Here is a 15,979-nt window from a genome sequence, read left to right as displayed (position 1 = left end):
CGCCGGTGGAGGACAATGGCAGGCGTGACGACCGGCCAGGAGACGGACCAGGGGAGCGGGGAGAGCGCGCCGGGCGGCTTCCAGGTCCATCTGGACGTCTTCGAAGGCCCGTTCGACCTGTTGCTCGGGCTGATCTCCAAGCACAAGCTGGACATCACCGAGGTCTCCCTGCACAAGGTCACCGACGAGTTCATCGCGTACATCCGGTCGCGGGGACCCGAGTGGGACCTCGACCAGACGAGCCACTTCCTGTTGGTCGCGGCCACCCTGCTCGACCTCAAGGCGGCCCGGCTGCTGCCCACCGGCGAGGTGGAGGACGAGGAGGACCTCGCCCTGCTGGAAGCCCGCGACCTGCTGTTCGCCCGGCTGCTGCAGTACCGCGCGTACAAGGAGGTCGCGAAGATCTTCTCGGGGCGGATGGCCGAGGAGGCGTTGCGCTTCCCGCGCGCGGTGCCGATGGAGAAGCGCTTCGCCGACCTGCTGCCCGAACTCGTGCTCGGCATCGGGCCCGCGCAGCTCGCCAGGATCGCCGCCAGGGCCTTCACGCCCAAGGCGCCGCCGTCGGTGTCGGTCGCGCACATCTACCAACCGCTCGCCAGCGTCCGGGAACAAGCCGCTATCCTTGTGGAGCGGCTGAGGCGGGTGCAGACGGCGACCTTCCGGGCACTGACCGCCGACTGCTCGGGGACGTTCGAGGTCGTCGCCCGGTTCCTGGCCGTCCTTGAGCTGTTCAGGGAGGCCGCGGTCTCCTTCGAGCAGGTCGAACCGCTCGGTGACCTGTACGTCACCTGGACGGGAACCGCCGACGGCGACGTCACGGTCGGCGACGACTACGACGAGGGCCGGAGCGAGGAGCGACCGGCGGAGCCGTCCGGCGCACCGGAGGAGTGACCCGTCCGCACCGGGCGCGGTGACGCGGCGGAGACGGCGCGCCGGAGGCGGAAGCACGGACGACGAGCGAGGAGCGATGACAGCGAGCGGCACCCCCGGTTCCACCGACGGCACACCCGGCGCTCCGAACACCCGCGCCACTCACGTGGCGCCCGGGCCCGCCGGTGACGCCGCGCTCTCCGCCGAGGTCGCGCCGTCCCTGGCGGACGACGCCGGATCCGGCGGCGAGGAGACGCCTTCGGAGGGGCCGTCGCTCGCCCAGGCGCTCGAGGCGATCCTGATGGTGGTGGACGAGCCGGTCGCGGAGATCACCCTCGCTCAGGTGCTCGAACGCCCGACGGCGGAGGTCGCCGCCGCGCTCCGCACGCTGTCGGCGGAATACACGGCGTCCGGGCGGGGTTTCGACCTTCGGGAGGTGGCCGGAGGCTGGCGCTTCTACACCAGGGCGGAGTGTGCCGCGCTGGTGGAGAGGTTCGTCAGGGACGGCCAGCAGGCGCGGCTCACACAGGCCGCGCTGGAGACCCTCGCCGTGGTCGCCTACCGGCAGCCGGTCAGCCGGGCCCGGGTGGCGGCGGTGCGCGGCGTGAGCAGCGACGGCGTCATGCGGACGCTGGTCGCACGAGGCCTCGTGGAAGAGGCCGGAACCGACCCGGAGAGCCAGGCGGTGCTCTACCGGACGACGAGTTACTTCCTGGAGAGACTGGGGCTGCGGAGCCTCGACGAGCTTCCCGAGCTCGCCCCGTTCCTCCCGGACGACGTGGAAATTCTTGAGGAGCAGAAGTAGTGAACAACAGGCGTGGCACCCCGTCCGGTGAGGGACGCGGTCGGAGCCGGAGCACCGGTCAGCAGGGCGCGAGCGCGCGTGGATCCCGTGGCGGGTCCGGCGGCTTCCGTCCCCAGGACGACCGGCGCGGCGGTTCCCGCGTCCCTGGTTCCCGGTCCGGGTACGGTTCCGACTCCAGGCAGGACTTCAGGTCGGACTCTCGATCCGACTCCAGATCCGACTTCAGGCGGTCCCGCGACGAGGGCGCCCCGCGCGGCGACCGGTACGGCGACCGCCCTGCCAGGGACTCGCGTGCAGGGGACGCCCGTGGTGGCGACCGCCGCGACGCCCGCCCCGGCGGCCGGCGTTTCGGCGATGACAACCGCACGTCGTTCCGCGCCGAGCGCGGCGGCTCGCGAGGCGCGTATGGCAGGCCCGAGGCCGGTCGCTCCGGCGACCGCGACCGCGACGGCGGGCGCGGCTTCGGCCGTGACCGTGATTTCGGCCCTGAGCGTGGTTCCGACCGTGACCGTGGTGGTTTCGGGCGTGACCGCGACGGCGGGCGCGGCTTCGACCGCTCAGGTGGCTCCGACCGTGCGCGCGGTTTCGGCCGTGACCGGGACGGCGGCCGTGGCTTCGACCGCGATTCCACCCGTGACTCTGGCCGGGACTTTGGCCGGGATCGGGACGGCGGCCGTGGTTTCGACCGCGACTCCGGCAGGGAGCGTGGCGGGCGTGAGTTTCCGTCCGCGGGCCGCTCCACCTTCCGTACGGAGGGAGCCGGGACGCGCGGCCGGTACGGCAGGCCGGAAGGCGGCCGGGACGGTCTGCGGGACCGCGGCTCCGACCGCCCCTTCCGCGGCGGCGAGGACCGCGGCGACGGATACGCCGGCCGGAGCGCCGGTGGCGACAGGGACTCCTGGCGCGGCGATCGCGAAGCCCGCGGCGACCGGGACTCTCGCATCGGCCGCGGCACCGACCGGGACGGCCGCGCCGAGCGGGGCGACCGGAACGAGCGGACCGGCTTCCGGGCCGCCCGCGGCGGGGCCGGGACCCGGCGTGACGAGGTGCAGACGATCGGCCGCACCGGTGGCGCGACGCGGGGCCGCTTCGGCGGCACCGAGGGGGGCGCACGACGCCCGGTGCGCGGCGCCGGCGCGGGCCGTCCCTCCGGCGCCGGGTCGGCAGGGAGCCGGGGCACGGGTGGCCGGAGCACGGGCGGTACGGGCGCAGGGGCCCGGGGTGCAGGGGCCCGGGGAACGCAGGGAAACCCGTTCAAGACGTCCCGGCAGCCGCTGCGCGACCCCGACTTCTACGACGAGAACTACACCGACGAGCGCGACACCACCGAGGTGCCGGGCGGCGACCGCCTCCAGAAGGTGCTCGCCCAGGCCGGGGTGGCCAGCAGGCGGGCCTGCGAGGAGATGATCGGCGACGGCCGGGTGACGGTGGACGGCCAGACCGTGCGCCGCTTCGGCGCCCGCGTCGATCCCAACAAGCAGGTCATCCACGTGGACGGCAAGCGCATCCCGACCTCCGCCGAGACCGTCTACTACGCGCTCAACAAGCCGATCGGCGTGGTGAGCACGATGGACGACCCCGAGGGCCGGCCGTGCCTGCACGACTACGTGCAGGACCTCGCGCCCCGGCTGTTCCACGTCGGGCGTCTCGACACCGAGACCGAGGGCCTGCTGCTGTTCACCAACGACGGTGAGCTGGCCCACCGGCTGACCCACCCGAGCTTCGGCGTGCAGAAGAAGTACTGGGCCAAGGTGCCCGGCCCCGTCTCGCGCGACCTGCACAAGGTGCTGCGCAAGGGCGTGGAGCTGGAGGACGGCCTGGCCAAGGTCGACGAGTTCCGGATCGTGCAGGAGCACGGCCAGCAGGCGCTGGTCGAGATCGTGCTGCACGAGGGACGCAAGCACATCGTCCGGCGGCTGCTGGAGGCGGTCGGGCACCGCGTGATCGACCTGGCCCGCATCGAGTTCGGCCCGGTCAAGCTCGGCCGGTTGAAGCCGGGCACGGTGCGCACGCTCACCGTTCAGGAGATCGGCGAGCTGTACGCGGCGGTCGGCCTGTAGCCTGGCAAAACTGCGGGCATACACCCGCAATCCGGGCAGAGTTAAGCCGAACAGGCGGTAGATGGGCCGCGCTCGTCGTCACGGCGGGCCGGCCCGTCTCAGCGAGAGGGGAACGACATGGTGCGGGCGATTCGCGGAGCCGTCCAGGTCGAGGGCAACGATCGTGACGCGATCCTCGCCGGGACGACGGAACTGGTGAGCGAGGTGATGGGCCGCAACAACCTCACCACCGACGACGTCATCAGCGTGATCTTCACGTGCACGCCCGACCTCACCGCGGAGTTCCCCGCCCTCGCCGCGCGCAAGCTCGGGTTCCACGACGTCCCCCTGCTGTGCGCGACCGAGATCGACGTGCCGGGCGCGCTCCCGCGCGTGGTGCGGCTCATGGCCCACGTGCAGACCGACCGGCCGCGGCAGGAGATCCAGCACGTGTACCTGCGCGGCGCCGTGGCGCTTCGCGTGGACATCGCCCAGTAGGGAGCGGTCCGGGCCACAGGTCCGGCAGAACGGGATTCTCCCATCCACAGGCATTCGCCCGCGGGCCGCGTCCCCGGGACGGTGACGGCAGGAAGAGCACGATGACTCCCATCGAGGGCGCCGGGATCGGCAGCGTGGTCGTTGTCGGGACGGGCCTCATCGGCACGTCCATCGCACTGGCGCTGCGGCAGCGGGACCTGCGGGTCTTCCTCGCCGACCGGGACGCCGGAGCCGTACGGCTGGCGCGTGAGCTTGGCGCGGGGGAGGACTGGACGGGCGCGCGGCAGGTGGATCTCGCGGTCGTCGCGGTGCCGCCCCAGTTCGTCGCGCAGCAGCTGCTCGACCTGCAGAAGCAGGGCGCCGCCCGCTTCTACACGGACGTGGCCAGCGTGAAGGTCCTTCCGCTGGCCCAGGCGGCCCAGCTCGGCTGCGACCTGACGACGTACGTCGCGGGGCATCCGCTCGCCGGCCGCGAGCGGTCCGGTCCCGCGGCGGCCCGGGCCGACCTGTTCCTCGGCCGCCCGTGGGCGTACTGCCCGACGGAGGACGCCGCGCCCGAGGCGGTGGCGGCGGTGCGGGAGCTCATCGACCTGTGCGGCGGCAACGCCGTGCGGGTGGACGCCGGCGAGCACGACCGGGCCGTGGCGGTCGTCTCACACGCTCCCCACGTGACCGCCGCGGCCGTGGCCGCCCGGCTGGCCGAGGCGCCGGAGACGGCGCTCGGGCTGTCCGGGCAGGGCGTGCGCGACGTCACCCGGATCGCCGCCAGTGATCCGGCGCTGTGGATGGGCATCCTCTCGGGCAACGCGCTGCCGGTGGCCGAGGTGCTGGAGGCGGTGGCGGACGACCTCGGCGCCGCCGCCCGATCGCTGCGCGCGCTGGCGGGCGACGGCGCGGCCATGGACCAGATCGCCGACCTGCTGGCACGCGGGGTGCGCGGCACCGGCAGGATCCCCGGCAAGCACGGCGGCCCGGCGCGCACGTACGCGGTGGTGCAGGTGCTCATCGGCGACCGTCCGGGCGAGCTGGCCCGCCTGGTTCAGGCGGCGGGCGAGACGGGCCTCAACATCGAGGACATCCGGCTGGAGCACGCCCCCGGCCTGCCGCTCGGCGCCGCCGAGCTGTACGTCCAGCCGGAGGCGGCGGCCCCGCTGTCGGAGGCCCTGCGTGAGCGCGGCTGGCAGGTCGCCGGCTAGACCGGCCCGCCCGCCCCGGCCGGTGACCTCCGGGCAGACCGAGCGAACGCCCGGCCCCTGGCCGGGAGGCTCCGGACCGTCGGGGCCTCCGGCCGGCCGCCGATGCATGCTTTCCGGCGGTATCCCGGTAGCCTCGGGGACGACGATTCCGAAGGAGAAGGAGAGACCGGTGTCGGGTCTGGTCGTCGCGATGGACGGTCCCTCGGGGTCGGGCAAGTCGAGCGCGTCGCGGGGCGTCGCGCGGGCGCTCGGCCTGCGTTACCTCGACACGGGCGCCATGTACCGGGCGGTCACGTGGTGGATGCTCCAGCGGGGCGTCGACCTGGAGGATCCCGCGGCGATCGCCGCGAGGTCGGCCGAGCCCGCGCTGACGATGACCACCGATCCGGACGCGCCGGGTGTCGCCGTCGACGGCGTCGACGTCAACGGGCCGATCCGCGGCGCCGAGGTCACCGGCGCGGTGTCGGCCGTGAGCGCGGTGCCCGAGGTGCGCCGCCGGCTCGTGGCCCTGCAGCGGGAGATCATCGCGAGTTCCCTGCCGGGCGGGGGGATCGTGGTCGAGGGGCGTGACATCGGCACCGTGGTCGCGCCGGACGCGCCGGTCAAGATCTACCTCACCGCGAGCGCCGACGCCCGCGCGCTGCGCCGTACGGCGGAGCTGGAGGGGACGAGCGTGGAGGCGCAGAGGGCCGCGATGGCCCGCCGCGACACCCTCGACTCGACGCGTAAGGCCGACCCGCTGGCGAAGGCCGCGGACGCGGTGGAGCTCGACACCACGCCGCTGGACCTGGACGAGGTCATCGCCGAGGTGCTCCGGATCGTCAAGGAGCGGGTCTGACGGATGAGGCAGGGTATGGACGTGACGGTGGAGTACGACGAGGACGAGGGCGGCTGGATCGAGGCCGAGCTCGCCGAGCTGTCCGCCGAGGAGGCGGAGCGGGAGCCCGATTCGGGCCCGCTGCCGGTCGTCGCCGTGGTGGGGCGCCCCAACGTCGGCAAGTCGACGCTGGTCAACCGCATCATCGGCCGTCGTGAGGCGGTCGTGGAGGACGTGCCCGGGGTGACCCGCGACCGGGTGACCTACGAGGCCACCTGGCGGGGGCGGCGGTTCACGCTGGTGGACACCGGCGGCTGGGACCCGGACGCGACCGGCATGGCCCTGCGCATCGCCGAGCAGGCGCAGATCGCGGCCGAGCTGGCCGACGTGATCCTTTTCGTGGTGGACGCGAGCGTCGGGGTCACCGACTCCGACGAGGCCGTCGGGGCGGTCCTGCGCCGCGCGGGCAAGCCCGTCGTGCTGGCCGCGAACAAGGTCGACAACCAGCAGATGGAGCTGGAGGCGTCCGGGCTGTGGTCGCTCGGCCTGGGCGAGCCGCGCCCGGTCTCGGCCCTGCACGGCCGCGCCAGCGGCGACCTGCTCGACGTGGTGCTCGACGCGCTGCCGGAGACGCCGCCGCAGACGTTCGGCGAGCGGCGCGGCCCGCGCCGGATCGCGCTGCTCGGCAAGCCCAACGTGGGCAAGTCGTCGCTGCTCAACAAGGTCGCCGGAGAGGAGCGGGTGCTGGTCGACCCGATGGCCGGCACCACTCGCGACCCGGTGGACGAGCTGGTCGAGCTGGGCGGCACGACGTACCGCTTCATCGACACCGCCGGCATCCGGCGGCGCGACCGTGAGCTCAAGGGCGCCGACTTCTACGCGGCGATGCGCACCCGGGCCGCGCTGGAGCGGGCGGAGGTCGCGGTCGTGCTGATCGACGCCTCCGACGTGCTGACCGAGCAGGACCTGCGGATCATCGGCCTGGTCATCGAGTCGGGCCGGGCGATGGTGGTCGCGTTCAACAAGTGGGACCTGGTCGACGAGGACCGGCGTTACTACCTGGAGAAGGAGATCGACCGGCAGCTCGTCCGCACGCCGTGGGCGCTGCGGGTGAACATCTCCGCGAAGACCGGCCGTCACGTCGAGAAGCTCGCCCCGGCCATCGAACGGGCGCTGGAGTCGTGGGGCACGCGGGTGCCGACGGCCCGGCTCAACCAGTTCCTCACCGAGCTGGTGCAGGCCACGCCGCCGCCGGTGCGCGGGGGCAGGCAGCCGAAGATCCTGTTCGCCACCCAGGCCTCGACCGAGCCGCCGAAGTTCGTGCTGTTCACCTCGGCGTTCCTGGAGGAGACCTACCGCCGCTTCATCGAGCGCCGCATCCGCGAGGAGTTCGGCTTCGCCGGCTCCCCGATCGACGTCACGATGAAGATCCGGGAGAAGCGCAAGAAGAAGTGACCCCATCGGCCGCGCGCCGCGGAAGCCGTGGTCGTGGCCGGGGTCGTGGCGGTGGCCGGGGTCAGACTTCGGAGCCGCGCCGGGAACTCGCGGACGGCCGGGCGGCGGCCGACAGCAGGGTGAGCGCCGCCTGGCGGGCCTGCTCGCCCGTGCCGGCCGTGCCGTGGTGCGCCGCGACGGCGGTGGCGCCCTCGACCAGCATGAGCAACTGGCGCCCCAGGAGAGGCGGATCGGTGGCTCCGGCACGCTCGGCGATCCCCGTCAGCAGGTCGAGGTAGCGATCGAGGTGGCGTGCGGTGATGGCGCGCACGGCCTCCACGTGATGCTGGGCCGCCGCGTTCAGCATCGCGCAGCCGCGGAAGACCGGGTCCTCGTACCACTCCCGCAGCGCGTCGAACACCGCGGCGAGCTGGTCACGGGGGTCGTCCCCGGCCTCCGCGGCGGCCTCGGCCAGCCAGCGGGTCACCCGTTCGCTGCGGGCCGTGAGCATGGCCTCCACCAGCCCGTCCTTGGTGCCGAAGTGCCGGTAGAGCGTCTCCTTCGACACCCCGATCGAAGCGCACAGCTCGGCCACGCCGACGCCGTCGAGCCCACGTTCGTACAGCACGGGGGTGGCCGCCTCCAGGATGGCGGCACGGGTGCGCTCCGGGTCGATCGTCGAGCCTTTGGGAACCGGCATACCTAGATGGTACCGATCGGTTCGATGCATTGCTACGATCTGAGATCGTACCGATCGGTTCGATCTCTGGAGTGTCATGCCCCACCTCTTCGCCGTAGGCATGCGGGCCGGGCCCGAGACACGGCAGGCGATGCGGCTGGCTCTCGGCACCGCGTCGGCCCTCGGGCTGGCCCGTTTCGCGTACGGGCTGCTCCTGCCGGCGATGCGGGACGAGTTGCGGTGGACCCTGGCCGAAGCCGGAGCGGTGAGCGCCGCCAACGGACTGGGCTACCTGCTCGGTGCGCTGATGACCGCGGCCGCCGTTCGCCGCCGGGGCGCCGCGACCGTCTTCCGATGGGGGACGGTCCTCACCGCGCCGGTGCTCGCGGCCACCGCGACGAGCGACGCCTATCCGGTGCTGCTGGCGGCCCGAGCCGCGGCCGGGACGGCAGGGGCCGCGGTGTTCGTCAGCGGCGGCGTCATCGCCTCACGCCTCGCCGCCCGCGCCGCCTCCGGGACGCCTATCACCGTCTACTTCGCGGGCACCGGGCTGGGCATCGCCGTCGCCGGCGCCGGCATTCCGCCGCTGGGCGGCCATTGGCGGCCGGCCTGGGTCGGCCTGGGCGTGGCCGCCGGGCTGGCGGCGCTGGTGAGCTGGACCGCCGCCCAGGCCGGGGAGGAGGCGCCGGCCGTCACCGCCGGGCGGGCTCATCTGCGCCCACTGCGGGGGATCGCCCTGGCCTACCTGCTGTTCGCCGCCGGTTACATCACGTACATCACCTTCCTGTCCGCCTACCTCGCCGAGGCGCCGCTCGGGCAGGTGGTGCTCGCCTGGACGGCGCTCGGCCTGGCGGTGGTGGCGGCGCCCGCCCTGTGGAGCCGTCCGACCACCGGCTGGCCCGGCACCCGGGCACTGACCGTGCTGCTCGGCCTCCTGGCCGCCGCCGGAGCGGCGCCGGCGATGGCGGCGCCCGCACCGCCGGTCATCCTCGCGTCCGTGGTCGTCTACGGGGCGACGTTCATGGGTGTGCCCGCCGCCGTCACCGCGATCATCAAGGCGAACACCGCGCCCGCGGACTGGACGGCCACGCTGGCGGCGTTCACCACACTCTTCGCGGCCGGGCAGACCGCCGGCCCGTGGCTCGCCGGGCTCGTCGCCGACCACACCTCGGCCGGCGCCGCCCTGGCGTGGACCGCGATCCTGTGCGCGGCGGCGGCCCTGGTCGCCGCCTTCGCCGATCCCACACGTCACACCCCGCCGGGCAGCGCCGAGAAGACGCCCGGAGGGGAAGCGTCCATGAGACAGTGAGGAGCACGACCATGGCGACCTTCGTCCTGATCCCCGGCATGTGTCACGGTGGCTGGTGTTTCCAGGAGCTCGTCGAGGACCTGCGCGGCCACGGCCACCAGGCCCTTCCGCTGACGCTCAGCGGAGTGAGCGAACGCGCCCACCTGCTGCGCGGCGGGGTGAACCTGGACACCCACATCCAGGACGTGACCGGCGTGCTGGAGGCCGGGGACGTCCGGGACGCGGTGCTGGCCGGGCACAGCTACGGCGGCATGGTGATGACCGGGGTGGCCGACCGCCTGCCGGGCCGGGTCGCCGCTCTGGCGTACCTCGACGCCTTCGTGCCGGAGGACGGCGACTCCTGCTGGACCCTCGCCTCCGAGCAGGAGCGGCAGTGGTACGCGGACGTGGAGGAGACCGGATACGCCACGCGGCCGCTGCCGTTCTTCGACCCCCGGGCGACCCCGCACCCCGTCGCCTCGCTGCTGCAGCCGCTCCGGCTCACCGGAGGTCTCGCGAGCGTCCGGCGGCGGGTCTACGTGTACGCCGACCGGGACGTGCGGTCCGCCTTCACGAGTACGTACGAGCGGCTGCGCGAGGACCCGTCGTGGAGCGTGCACGCGCTGGACAGCGGGCACAACCTCATGCGGGACGCGCCGCGGGAGCTGCTCGGGATCCTGCTCGACGCCGCCGGGCCCGGCGGGCCCGGAACCCCGCCGGCCGCCGGGGGATGGTAGGGCTGGCCCTACCCCCGGGTCTGACGTCCGCAGGATCGATCACCGGCGGGCGAGTCAATAGCGTTGGGGGCATGCGCCGACTTCTCTCCCGTCTGGCCGGTGACACGGTCTACGTCCTCATAGGGTTTCCGCTCGCGGCGATCACGTTCGTCCTCACCGTGGGCGGCCTGTCCGCCGGTGCGGGCCTGCTGGTCGTCTGGCTGGGCGTGCCGATCCTCGCGCTCACCCTCCTCATGGCCAGGGGGATGGGTGACGTCGAACGGCTGCGCATGCGGCCGGTGCTGGGCCGGGAACTGCCCCGGCCGCGTTACCCGCGCGCGCCGGAGGGCGCGGGCATCCTGCGCCGCACGGTCACGCCGCTCGCCGGGGGCCAGCCCTGGCTCGACGCGCTGCACGCCCTGCTGGCCTTCCCCGTCGCGGTCGCCGCGTTCTGCGTGACCGTCACCTGGTGGGCCGTCTCGCTCTTCGGGCTGACCTACCCGCTGTACGGGTGGATCCTCTCGAACATCCCGGACAACCACGAGCTGCCCGAACTGCTCGGGCTCGGCCGGGGCTACTTCGTGAACAGCGTCTTCTACCTGGCTCTGGGCGCCCTGTCCGCGCTCACGCTCTACCCGGTCGTCCGGTCCTGCGCGCTGATCCAGGCGTCGCTCGGCCGGGCGCTGCTGACCGGCGTCGCCGCGCTGCAGGAGCGCATCGAGGACCTGACCGAGGGCCGCAACGCCGCCGCCCACGCGGAGGCGGACGCGCTGCGCCGCCTGGAGCGGGACATCCACGACGGCCCCCAGCAGCGCCTGGTCCACCTGGCGATGGAGCTGTCGCGGGCGCAGCGGGAGCTGAAGCGGGACGCGACCGCCGCGCACGAGACGATCGGCAACGCCATCAGCGCCACCCGCGAGACGCTCGACGAGCTGCGGGCGCTGTCACGCGGCATCGCCCCGCCGATCCTCGCCGACCGCGGCCTCGCGCCCGCGCTCGCCGCGCTCGCCGGCCGCTGCACGGTCCCGGTGGAGCTGGACGTACAGACGACCGAGCGGTACCCCGCGCTGATCGAGAACACGATCTACTTCGTCACCGCCGAGGCCCTGACCAACGTGGCCAAGCACAGCAGGGCGACGTCCTGCATGATCGCGCTGACCCGGATCGGGGACGTCCTGCTGCTCACGATCGGGGATGATGGGGTCGGCGGCGCTCACGTCGCCAAGGGACACGGCCTGTCCGGCCTGGCCGACCGGCTGCGGGCGGTCGACGGCGAGCTGACGGTGCGCTCGCCCGCCGGAGGGCCGACCTCGATCACGGCGGAGGTTCCGTGCGCGTAGTGGTGGCCGACGACGCCGTCCTCATCAGGGAGGGACTCGTCCGCCTGCTGGAGGAGTTCGACTGCGAGGTCGTCGAGACGACCGGAACGGGGGAGGGACTGGTCGAGGCCGTCGTCGCCCACCGGCCGGACGTCTCGGTGGTGGACGTCCGGATGCCGCCGTCGTTCACCGACGAGGGCCTGCGGGCCGCGGTCGAGGCGCGGGAGAAGGTGCCGGGCGCGCCCGTGCTGATCCTGTCGCAGTACGTCGAGGTGTCGTACGCCGACGACCTGCTGGCCGACGCGCGGGGAGCCGTCGGCTACCTGCTGAAGGACCGGGTGGTGGACGTCGAGGAGTTCATGGACGGCCTGCGCCGGGTGGCCGCCGGGGGGACGGTCTTCGACCCGCAGGTCGTCGCCCAGCTACTGGTGCGCCGGCGCCGGGACGACCCGCTGGCCTCGCTGACGCCGCGCGAGCGGGAGGTCCTCGCGCTGATGGCCGAGGGCAGGTCGAACCCCGCGATCGCCCGCCGTTTCGTCGTCACCGAGGGCGCGGTGGAAAAGCACATCCGCGGCATCTTCGCCAAGCTCGGCCTGCACGCGGAGGACGGCGACCAGCACCGCCGCGTGCTGGCGGTGCTGGCCTACCTGCGGTCCTGACGTCGCGCCGCCGGCCCGCCGCAGGACGGCGCGGGCCGGGACGGCGCGGGGCAGGACGGCACGGGCCGGGATGACGCGGTCAGGCCGGGTGGTTGCCGCCCGTCATGTCGTACGGCGTGGTGACCCCCTCGTACGCGAGATGGAACTCCATGCCCTGCGCGGCGTGCGCGAGATCGTGGCAGTGGGACATCCACACGCCGGGGTTGTCGGCCACGAGGGCGACCTCCCAGACCTCGCCGGGGGCGACGTCGAAGGTGTCCATCGCCAGCCCGGTCGCCGGCACGCCGTTCCGGGACAGGATCCGGACGTGATGGCCGTGCGGGTGCATCGGGTGGGTGTCCGTGCCCCGGTTCACCACCCGGATCCTGACGGTCTGCCCCTGCCGGACGACCGGCGTGGGGATGTTCGGCCACGCCTTGCCGTTCACGGTCTGGGCGAGCCGCGGCAGGCCTCCGGAGACGGCGAGCGTCTTGTCCAGCACCCAGGTCGTCTCCCGGTCGAACCGGGCGGGCAGGGCCGCGGCAGAGCCGTACCGGGTGATGTCGACGATCGGCCCGGCCGCCGGCGGAGGCGTCGCCGGTCCGTTGACCAGCAACGCGGGCCGGTCTCCCGTCGTCAGCAGCACCGGCCCGGAGGGCACGGTGAAGGTCAGGTCGTATCGCCCGCCCGCCGCGAGGTGCAGTCGGGCGCCGTCGAGGTCCGTCGCCCCCGGCACGTCCCCGCCGTCCACCGCCGCGATCCGGTACGGAACGCCGCTCAGGCCGAGGACCACGGGCCGGGTGTCGGTGTTCACCACCCGCAGCCGCGTACGGGCGCCGGGCGCGAGCGTGAGGCGGGTGAGCAGGTCGGACGGCGCGGCGCCGTCCACCGACAGCGTCGGGCGCGAGCCGAAGGTGTGCAGCGCGAGCACGTGGTCCTCGCTCTCCGGCACGGGGGCCGCCGGGTCGACGACCAGCAGGCCGAAGAGCCCGCGCGGCACGGCGACGCTGGAGTTCTGGTGGCTGTGGTACCAGTACGTGCCGGCGTCCTCGGCCCGGAAGCGGTAGACGTGGGTCTGGCCGGGCCAGACCGCGTCCTGGGTCACGCCCGGCACGCCGTCCTCGGCGGCCGGCACGTCGTACCCGTGCCAGTGGATCGTGACGCCCTGCCCGCTGCCCGCCTGCCCGTTGCCGGCCTGCCCGCTGCCTCCCTGCACCGTGCCTCCTTGCACCGGCAGCCGGTTGCGCAGGACGACCTCGACCAGGTCGCCCTGCCGCACCCGCAGCACCGGCCCCGGCACCTGCCCGTTGAACGACCACGCTTCGGCGCCGCCGCCGGACGGCAGCCGTACGGTGGCGGGCTGGGCGGTGAGCGTGAAGCGGCGGACCCGCTCCCTGGCCCCGGCCGGGCCGCCGGCCGCGGCGGGAGCGGGTCCGCGCAGCAGGTCGACGGAGACGCCGCGCGCGCCCGCGTCGTGCCCCGGGTGGAGGTGGCCGCTCGGCCACCCTCCGCCGATGGTCAGGGCGAGAGCGAGGGCGAGCACGCAGGTTCCCGCGGCCTGCCAGCCGTGCCGAGGCGAGCGGGCCGGGCCGAGCAGCCGCCACGTCACGGCGGACGCCGCGGCGAAGAGCGCGAGCACCGCCGCCGCCCCTCCGGTCGTGACCGGATAGGAGATCACGACCGCGCAGGTGATCCCGGCCACCGCGCCGTACGCGGTGACCAGCAGGGGGAACGCGACGATCCGGGTCGAGCCGGTCGCCGTGCCCCGCAGCAGGCGGGGCAGGCTGACAGCGGCCGAGGCGAGCGCGGGCACGACGACCAGGGGCAGCGCGAGGGTGACCTTCTCCGCCACGAACCACCAGCCCGCTCCGGCCAGGCCGGCGGTGACGGCGACTCTGAGCGCGGTCACGACGATCGCCGCGGCGCACGACGCCGCGGCGATCAGCCGGGTCCGCCGACCGGCCGCGGCGGGTTGCCGCAGCCCGGTCAGGGCGATCCCGGCGGTCGCGGCCCAGGCGGCCGCGACCAGGACGAAGAGGATCTGATCGAGAGCGATCAGCTGAGCGGTGGTCACGCCGCGGCGTGCGCCGGGATCGCGGCGTCGCTCTTCGTCAGGGCGTGGGCCCGCCGGACGAGGACGACGGCCGCGGCGAGGATCGCCACGCCGTCGAGGGCGTGGAAGCCCATGACGAACAGGGAGGCCGTCGTCGTGGCGGTCTCCGTCGCCCCGGCGATCTCGGCCAGCGGGAAGATGACGAACAGCTGCACGGCCACCAGCACGAACGGAAGGATCGCCAGGCCCGCCGTCCGGCCGCCCGCGCGGGCGGCGAGGGCCGCGATCGCGGTCACCAGCGAGACGAGCGGGATGACCATCGTGCCGTTCATGGCGTGGTAGCCGATGGCGGCGTCCGGGTCGCCCGGCGCCGGATGCGGCGTCTCGAACGCGCCGAACGTGGCGAGGTAGAACTGGGCGAGCACGGCGACGAGCTGCACGACGGCGAGACCGAAGAACACCTTGCGCATTGTGGGGCCTCCTGTGAGGTACGGGCGGAGCCCCGGGGGTTCTGCGGGGCGGCGAGCGCCGGAAAGGTACGCGGCCATGGTGGACCCGCAGGTGTCCCAGGCGCCCGGGACGCCCGTCCCGCCCCGCCGGGAAGTCGCGCGGGGCGAGATCGGGCGGGGCGGGGTGGTCAGCGCATCCAGGGCGGGACGATCCGGTCGGTGCCCTTGGGCGCGAGGTCGCAGGCGTCCTCGGCGGTGACCCCGCCGGGGATGTAGACCTCGGCGCCCGCGGGGGCGACGGCGATCGCACTGAAGCCCGACTCCGCGTCGCTGTGCACCCTGCGGCTGAGGTCGGCCGGCAGGACGATGGTGTCTCCCGCCTCGACGCCGTAGGTCTCGCCGTCGAGGTCGACGGTCGCGCCGCCGGACAGGAAGGTCCACACCTGCTCGCGGTCGCAGGAGTGCAGGGGTCCGCTGTTGCCCGCGGGCATGTCCACACGCCACACGGCGTGCGCCGCCCCGCCCTGCGTCGGGGAGGCCAGGGTGGTCATGACGCCGTTCGGCGTGGTGCTCCGGCGGCTGTCGGCGGAATGGATGACAGGCATCGGTGGTGTCTCCTAGAATAGACAACGTCGTTGTCCTTATAGTGAACCAGGTTGTCTATCGTGTCAATCGACCCGCCCGGCTTCGAGCTGCCGCTGCGGCTCTTCCTGGGATTTCGCGTGCTCATCGACGACCTGCACGCGGAACTGGCCCGTCAGGGCCACCCGCACGCCCGGCCCATGCACGGATTCGTCCTGCAGGCGATCGGCGCGGAGGGCACGACCGCCGTGGAACTCGGCCGCACGCTGGGCGTCAGCAAACAGGCGGCGGGCAAGACCATCGACACGCTGGAGCGCCTGGGCTACGTGGAGCGTGCCCGGGACGCCCGCGACACGCGCCGCAAGATCGTGCGGCTCACACCGGCGGGCGTCGACCTGCTGACCCGCTCGGCCCGCATCTTCGACGACCTGCGTGCCCGCTGGGCCGCGGTCATCGGGCCGGAGCGGCTCAGGGAGCTGGAAGCCGACCTGCGCAGGGTGACGCCCCCGGACGTCTTCCGGCTCGACGTGCCCGGCTGGTTCGGCGCCTCCTGACCCGCTGCCGTGCGACGTCGGCGCGTGGCGTCGGGCTTGGCG

16 protein-coding genes are annotated in these 15,979 nt (G+C 73.9%); 12 read left to right on the top strand and 4 right to left on the bottom strand.

The annotated features are described in order from the left end of the window. Nucleotides 1-15 precede the first annotated feature (15 nt). From HHX33_RS29325 to der, 7 genes are all read left to right on the top strand, one after another. The gene (locus HHX33_RS29325) at nucleotides 16-891 is read left to right on the top strand and encodes a segregation and condensation protein A (RefSeq protein ID WP_138462370.1); all 876 of its coding nucleotides are present in this window, start codon (nucleotides 16-18) and stop codon (nucleotides 889-891) included. A 76-nt stretch (nucleotides 892-967) separates the two neighbouring features. After that, nucleotides 968-1,675, top strand: coding sequence for an SMC-Scp complex subunit ScpB (scpB, locus tag HHX33_RS29320; RefSeq protein WP_182877426.1), 708 nt, complete (start codon nucleotides 968-970; stop codon nucleotides 1,673-1,675). Then, nucleotides 1,675-3,735 (top strand): pseudouridine synthase, encoded by a 2,061-nt coding sequence (locus HHX33_RS37490; RefSeq protein ID WP_182877425.1) that lies wholly within the window; start codon nucleotides 1,675-1,677, stop codon nucleotides 3,733-3,735. The genes scpB and HHX33_RS37490 overlap by 1 nt, the downstream gene beginning before the upstream one ends. Nucleotides 3,736-3,852: 117 nt before the next feature. Further along, complete coding sequence (aroH, locus tag HHX33_RS29310; RefSeq protein ID WP_117409018.1) at nucleotides 3,853-4,212, top strand: chorismate mutase; 360 nt, start codon at nucleotides 3,853-3,855, stop codon at nucleotides 4,210-4,212. Between the two features lie 101 nt (nucleotides 4,213-4,313). Then, on the top strand, nucleotides 4,314-5,408 hold the full coding sequence (locus HHX33_RS29305) for a prephenate dehydrogenase (protein WP_117409019.1): 1,095 nt from the start codon (nucleotides 4,314-4,316) through the stop codon (nucleotides 5,406-5,408). A gap of 169 nt (nucleotides 5,409-5,577) precedes the next feature. Then, nucleotides 5,578-6,246, top strand: a complete 669-nt coding sequence (gene cmk, locus HHX33_RS29300) for a (d)CMP kinase (RefSeq protein WP_396775188.1) — start codon at nucleotides 5,578-5,580, stop codon at nucleotides 6,244-6,246. 3 nt (nucleotides 6,247-6,249) lie between these two features. Continuing rightward, the gene (der, locus tag HHX33_RS29295) at nucleotides 6,250-7,680 is read left to right on the top strand and encodes a ribosome biogenesis GTPase Der (protein WP_117409021.1); all 1,431 of its coding nucleotides are present in this window, start codon (nucleotides 6,250-6,252) and stop codon (nucleotides 7,678-7,680) included. 61 nt (nucleotides 7,681-7,741) lie between these two features. Here the strand turns inward: der and HHX33_RS29290 are convergent, their stop codons facing one another. Then, complete coding sequence (locus HHX33_RS29290) at nucleotides 7,742-8,359, bottom strand: TetR/AcrR family transcriptional regulator (RefSeq protein WP_182877423.1); 618 nt, start codon at nucleotides 8,357-8,359, stop codon at nucleotides 7,742-7,744. A gap of 76 nt (nucleotides 8,360-8,435) precedes the next feature. On the opposite strand from HHX33_RS29290, the gene HHX33_RS29285 reads away from it, so the two are divergent. From HHX33_RS29285 to HHX33_RS29270, 4 genes are all read left to right on the top strand, one after another. Next, nucleotides 8,436-9,647, top strand: a complete 1,212-nt coding sequence (locus tag HHX33_RS29285; RefSeq protein ID WP_259402979.1) for a YbfB/YjiJ family MFS transporter — start codon at nucleotides 8,436-8,438, stop codon at nucleotides 9,645-9,647. An 11-nt stretch (nucleotides 9,648-9,658) separates the two neighbouring features. Further along, nucleotides 9,659-10,363, top strand: a complete 705-nt coding sequence (locus HHX33_RS29280) for an alpha/beta fold hydrolase (protein WP_182877422.1) — start codon at nucleotides 9,659-9,661, stop codon at nucleotides 10,361-10,363. Nucleotides 10,364-10,434: 71 nt separating this feature from the next. Further along, nucleotides 10,435-11,682: a sensor histidine kinase gene (locus HHX33_RS29275; RefSeq protein ID WP_182877421.1), complete on the top strand. Its 1,248-nt coding sequence runs from the start codon at nucleotides 10,435-10,437 to the stop codon at nucleotides 11,680-11,682. Then, nucleotides 11,673-12,320 (top strand): response regulator, encoded by a 648-nt coding sequence (locus tag HHX33_RS29270; RefSeq protein WP_182877420.1) that lies wholly within the window; start codon nucleotides 11,673-11,675, stop codon nucleotides 12,318-12,320. The genes HHX33_RS29275 and HHX33_RS29270 overlap by 10 nt, the downstream gene beginning before the upstream one ends. Nucleotides 12,321-12,399: 79 nt before the next feature. Here HHX33_RS29270 and HHX33_RS37485 read toward each other — a convergent pair whose 3' ends face one another. The 3 genes from HHX33_RS37485 to HHX33_RS29255 all read right to left on the bottom strand — a co-directional run bounded on the left by HHX33_RS37485 (nucleotide 12,400) and on the right by HHX33_RS29255 (nucleotide 15,406). After that, nucleotides 12,400-14,373: a multicopper oxidase family protein gene (locus HHX33_RS37485; protein ID WP_182877419.1), complete on the bottom strand. Its 1,974-nt coding sequence runs from the start codon at nucleotides 14,371-14,373 to the stop codon at nucleotides 12,400-12,402. After that, entirely contained in the window at nucleotides 14,370-14,822 is a 453-nt protein-coding gene (locus HHX33_RS29260; RefSeq protein ID WP_117409027.1) for a DUF6220 domain-containing protein, read from the bottom strand. The genes HHX33_RS37485 and HHX33_RS29260 overlap by 4 nt, the downstream gene beginning before the upstream one ends. A gap of 167 nt (nucleotides 14,823-14,989) precedes the next feature. Beyond that, entirely contained in the window at nucleotides 14,990-15,406 is a 417-nt protein-coding gene (locus HHX33_RS29255) for a cupin domain-containing protein (protein ID WP_138462376.1), read from the bottom strand. Nucleotides 15,407-15,466: 60 nt separating this feature from the next. Between HHX33_RS29255 and HHX33_RS29250 the strand changes: the two genes are divergently transcribed. Next, a complete protein-coding gene (locus HHX33_RS29250) occupies nucleotides 15,467-15,937 on the top strand; it encodes a MarR family winged helix-turn-helix transcriptional regulator (protein WP_182877435.1) in 471 nt (156 codons plus the stop codon). The last annotated feature ends 42 nt before the right edge of the window (nucleotides 15,938-15,979 follow it).

This window comes from Microbispora sp. H10670, assembly GCF_014161385.1.
Classification (GTDB): domain Bacteria; phylum Actinomycetota; class Actinomycetes; order Streptosporangiales; family Streptosporangiaceae; genus Microbispora; species Microbispora triticiradicis.
This window is presented reverse-complemented; position numbering and strand designations above follow the sequence as displayed.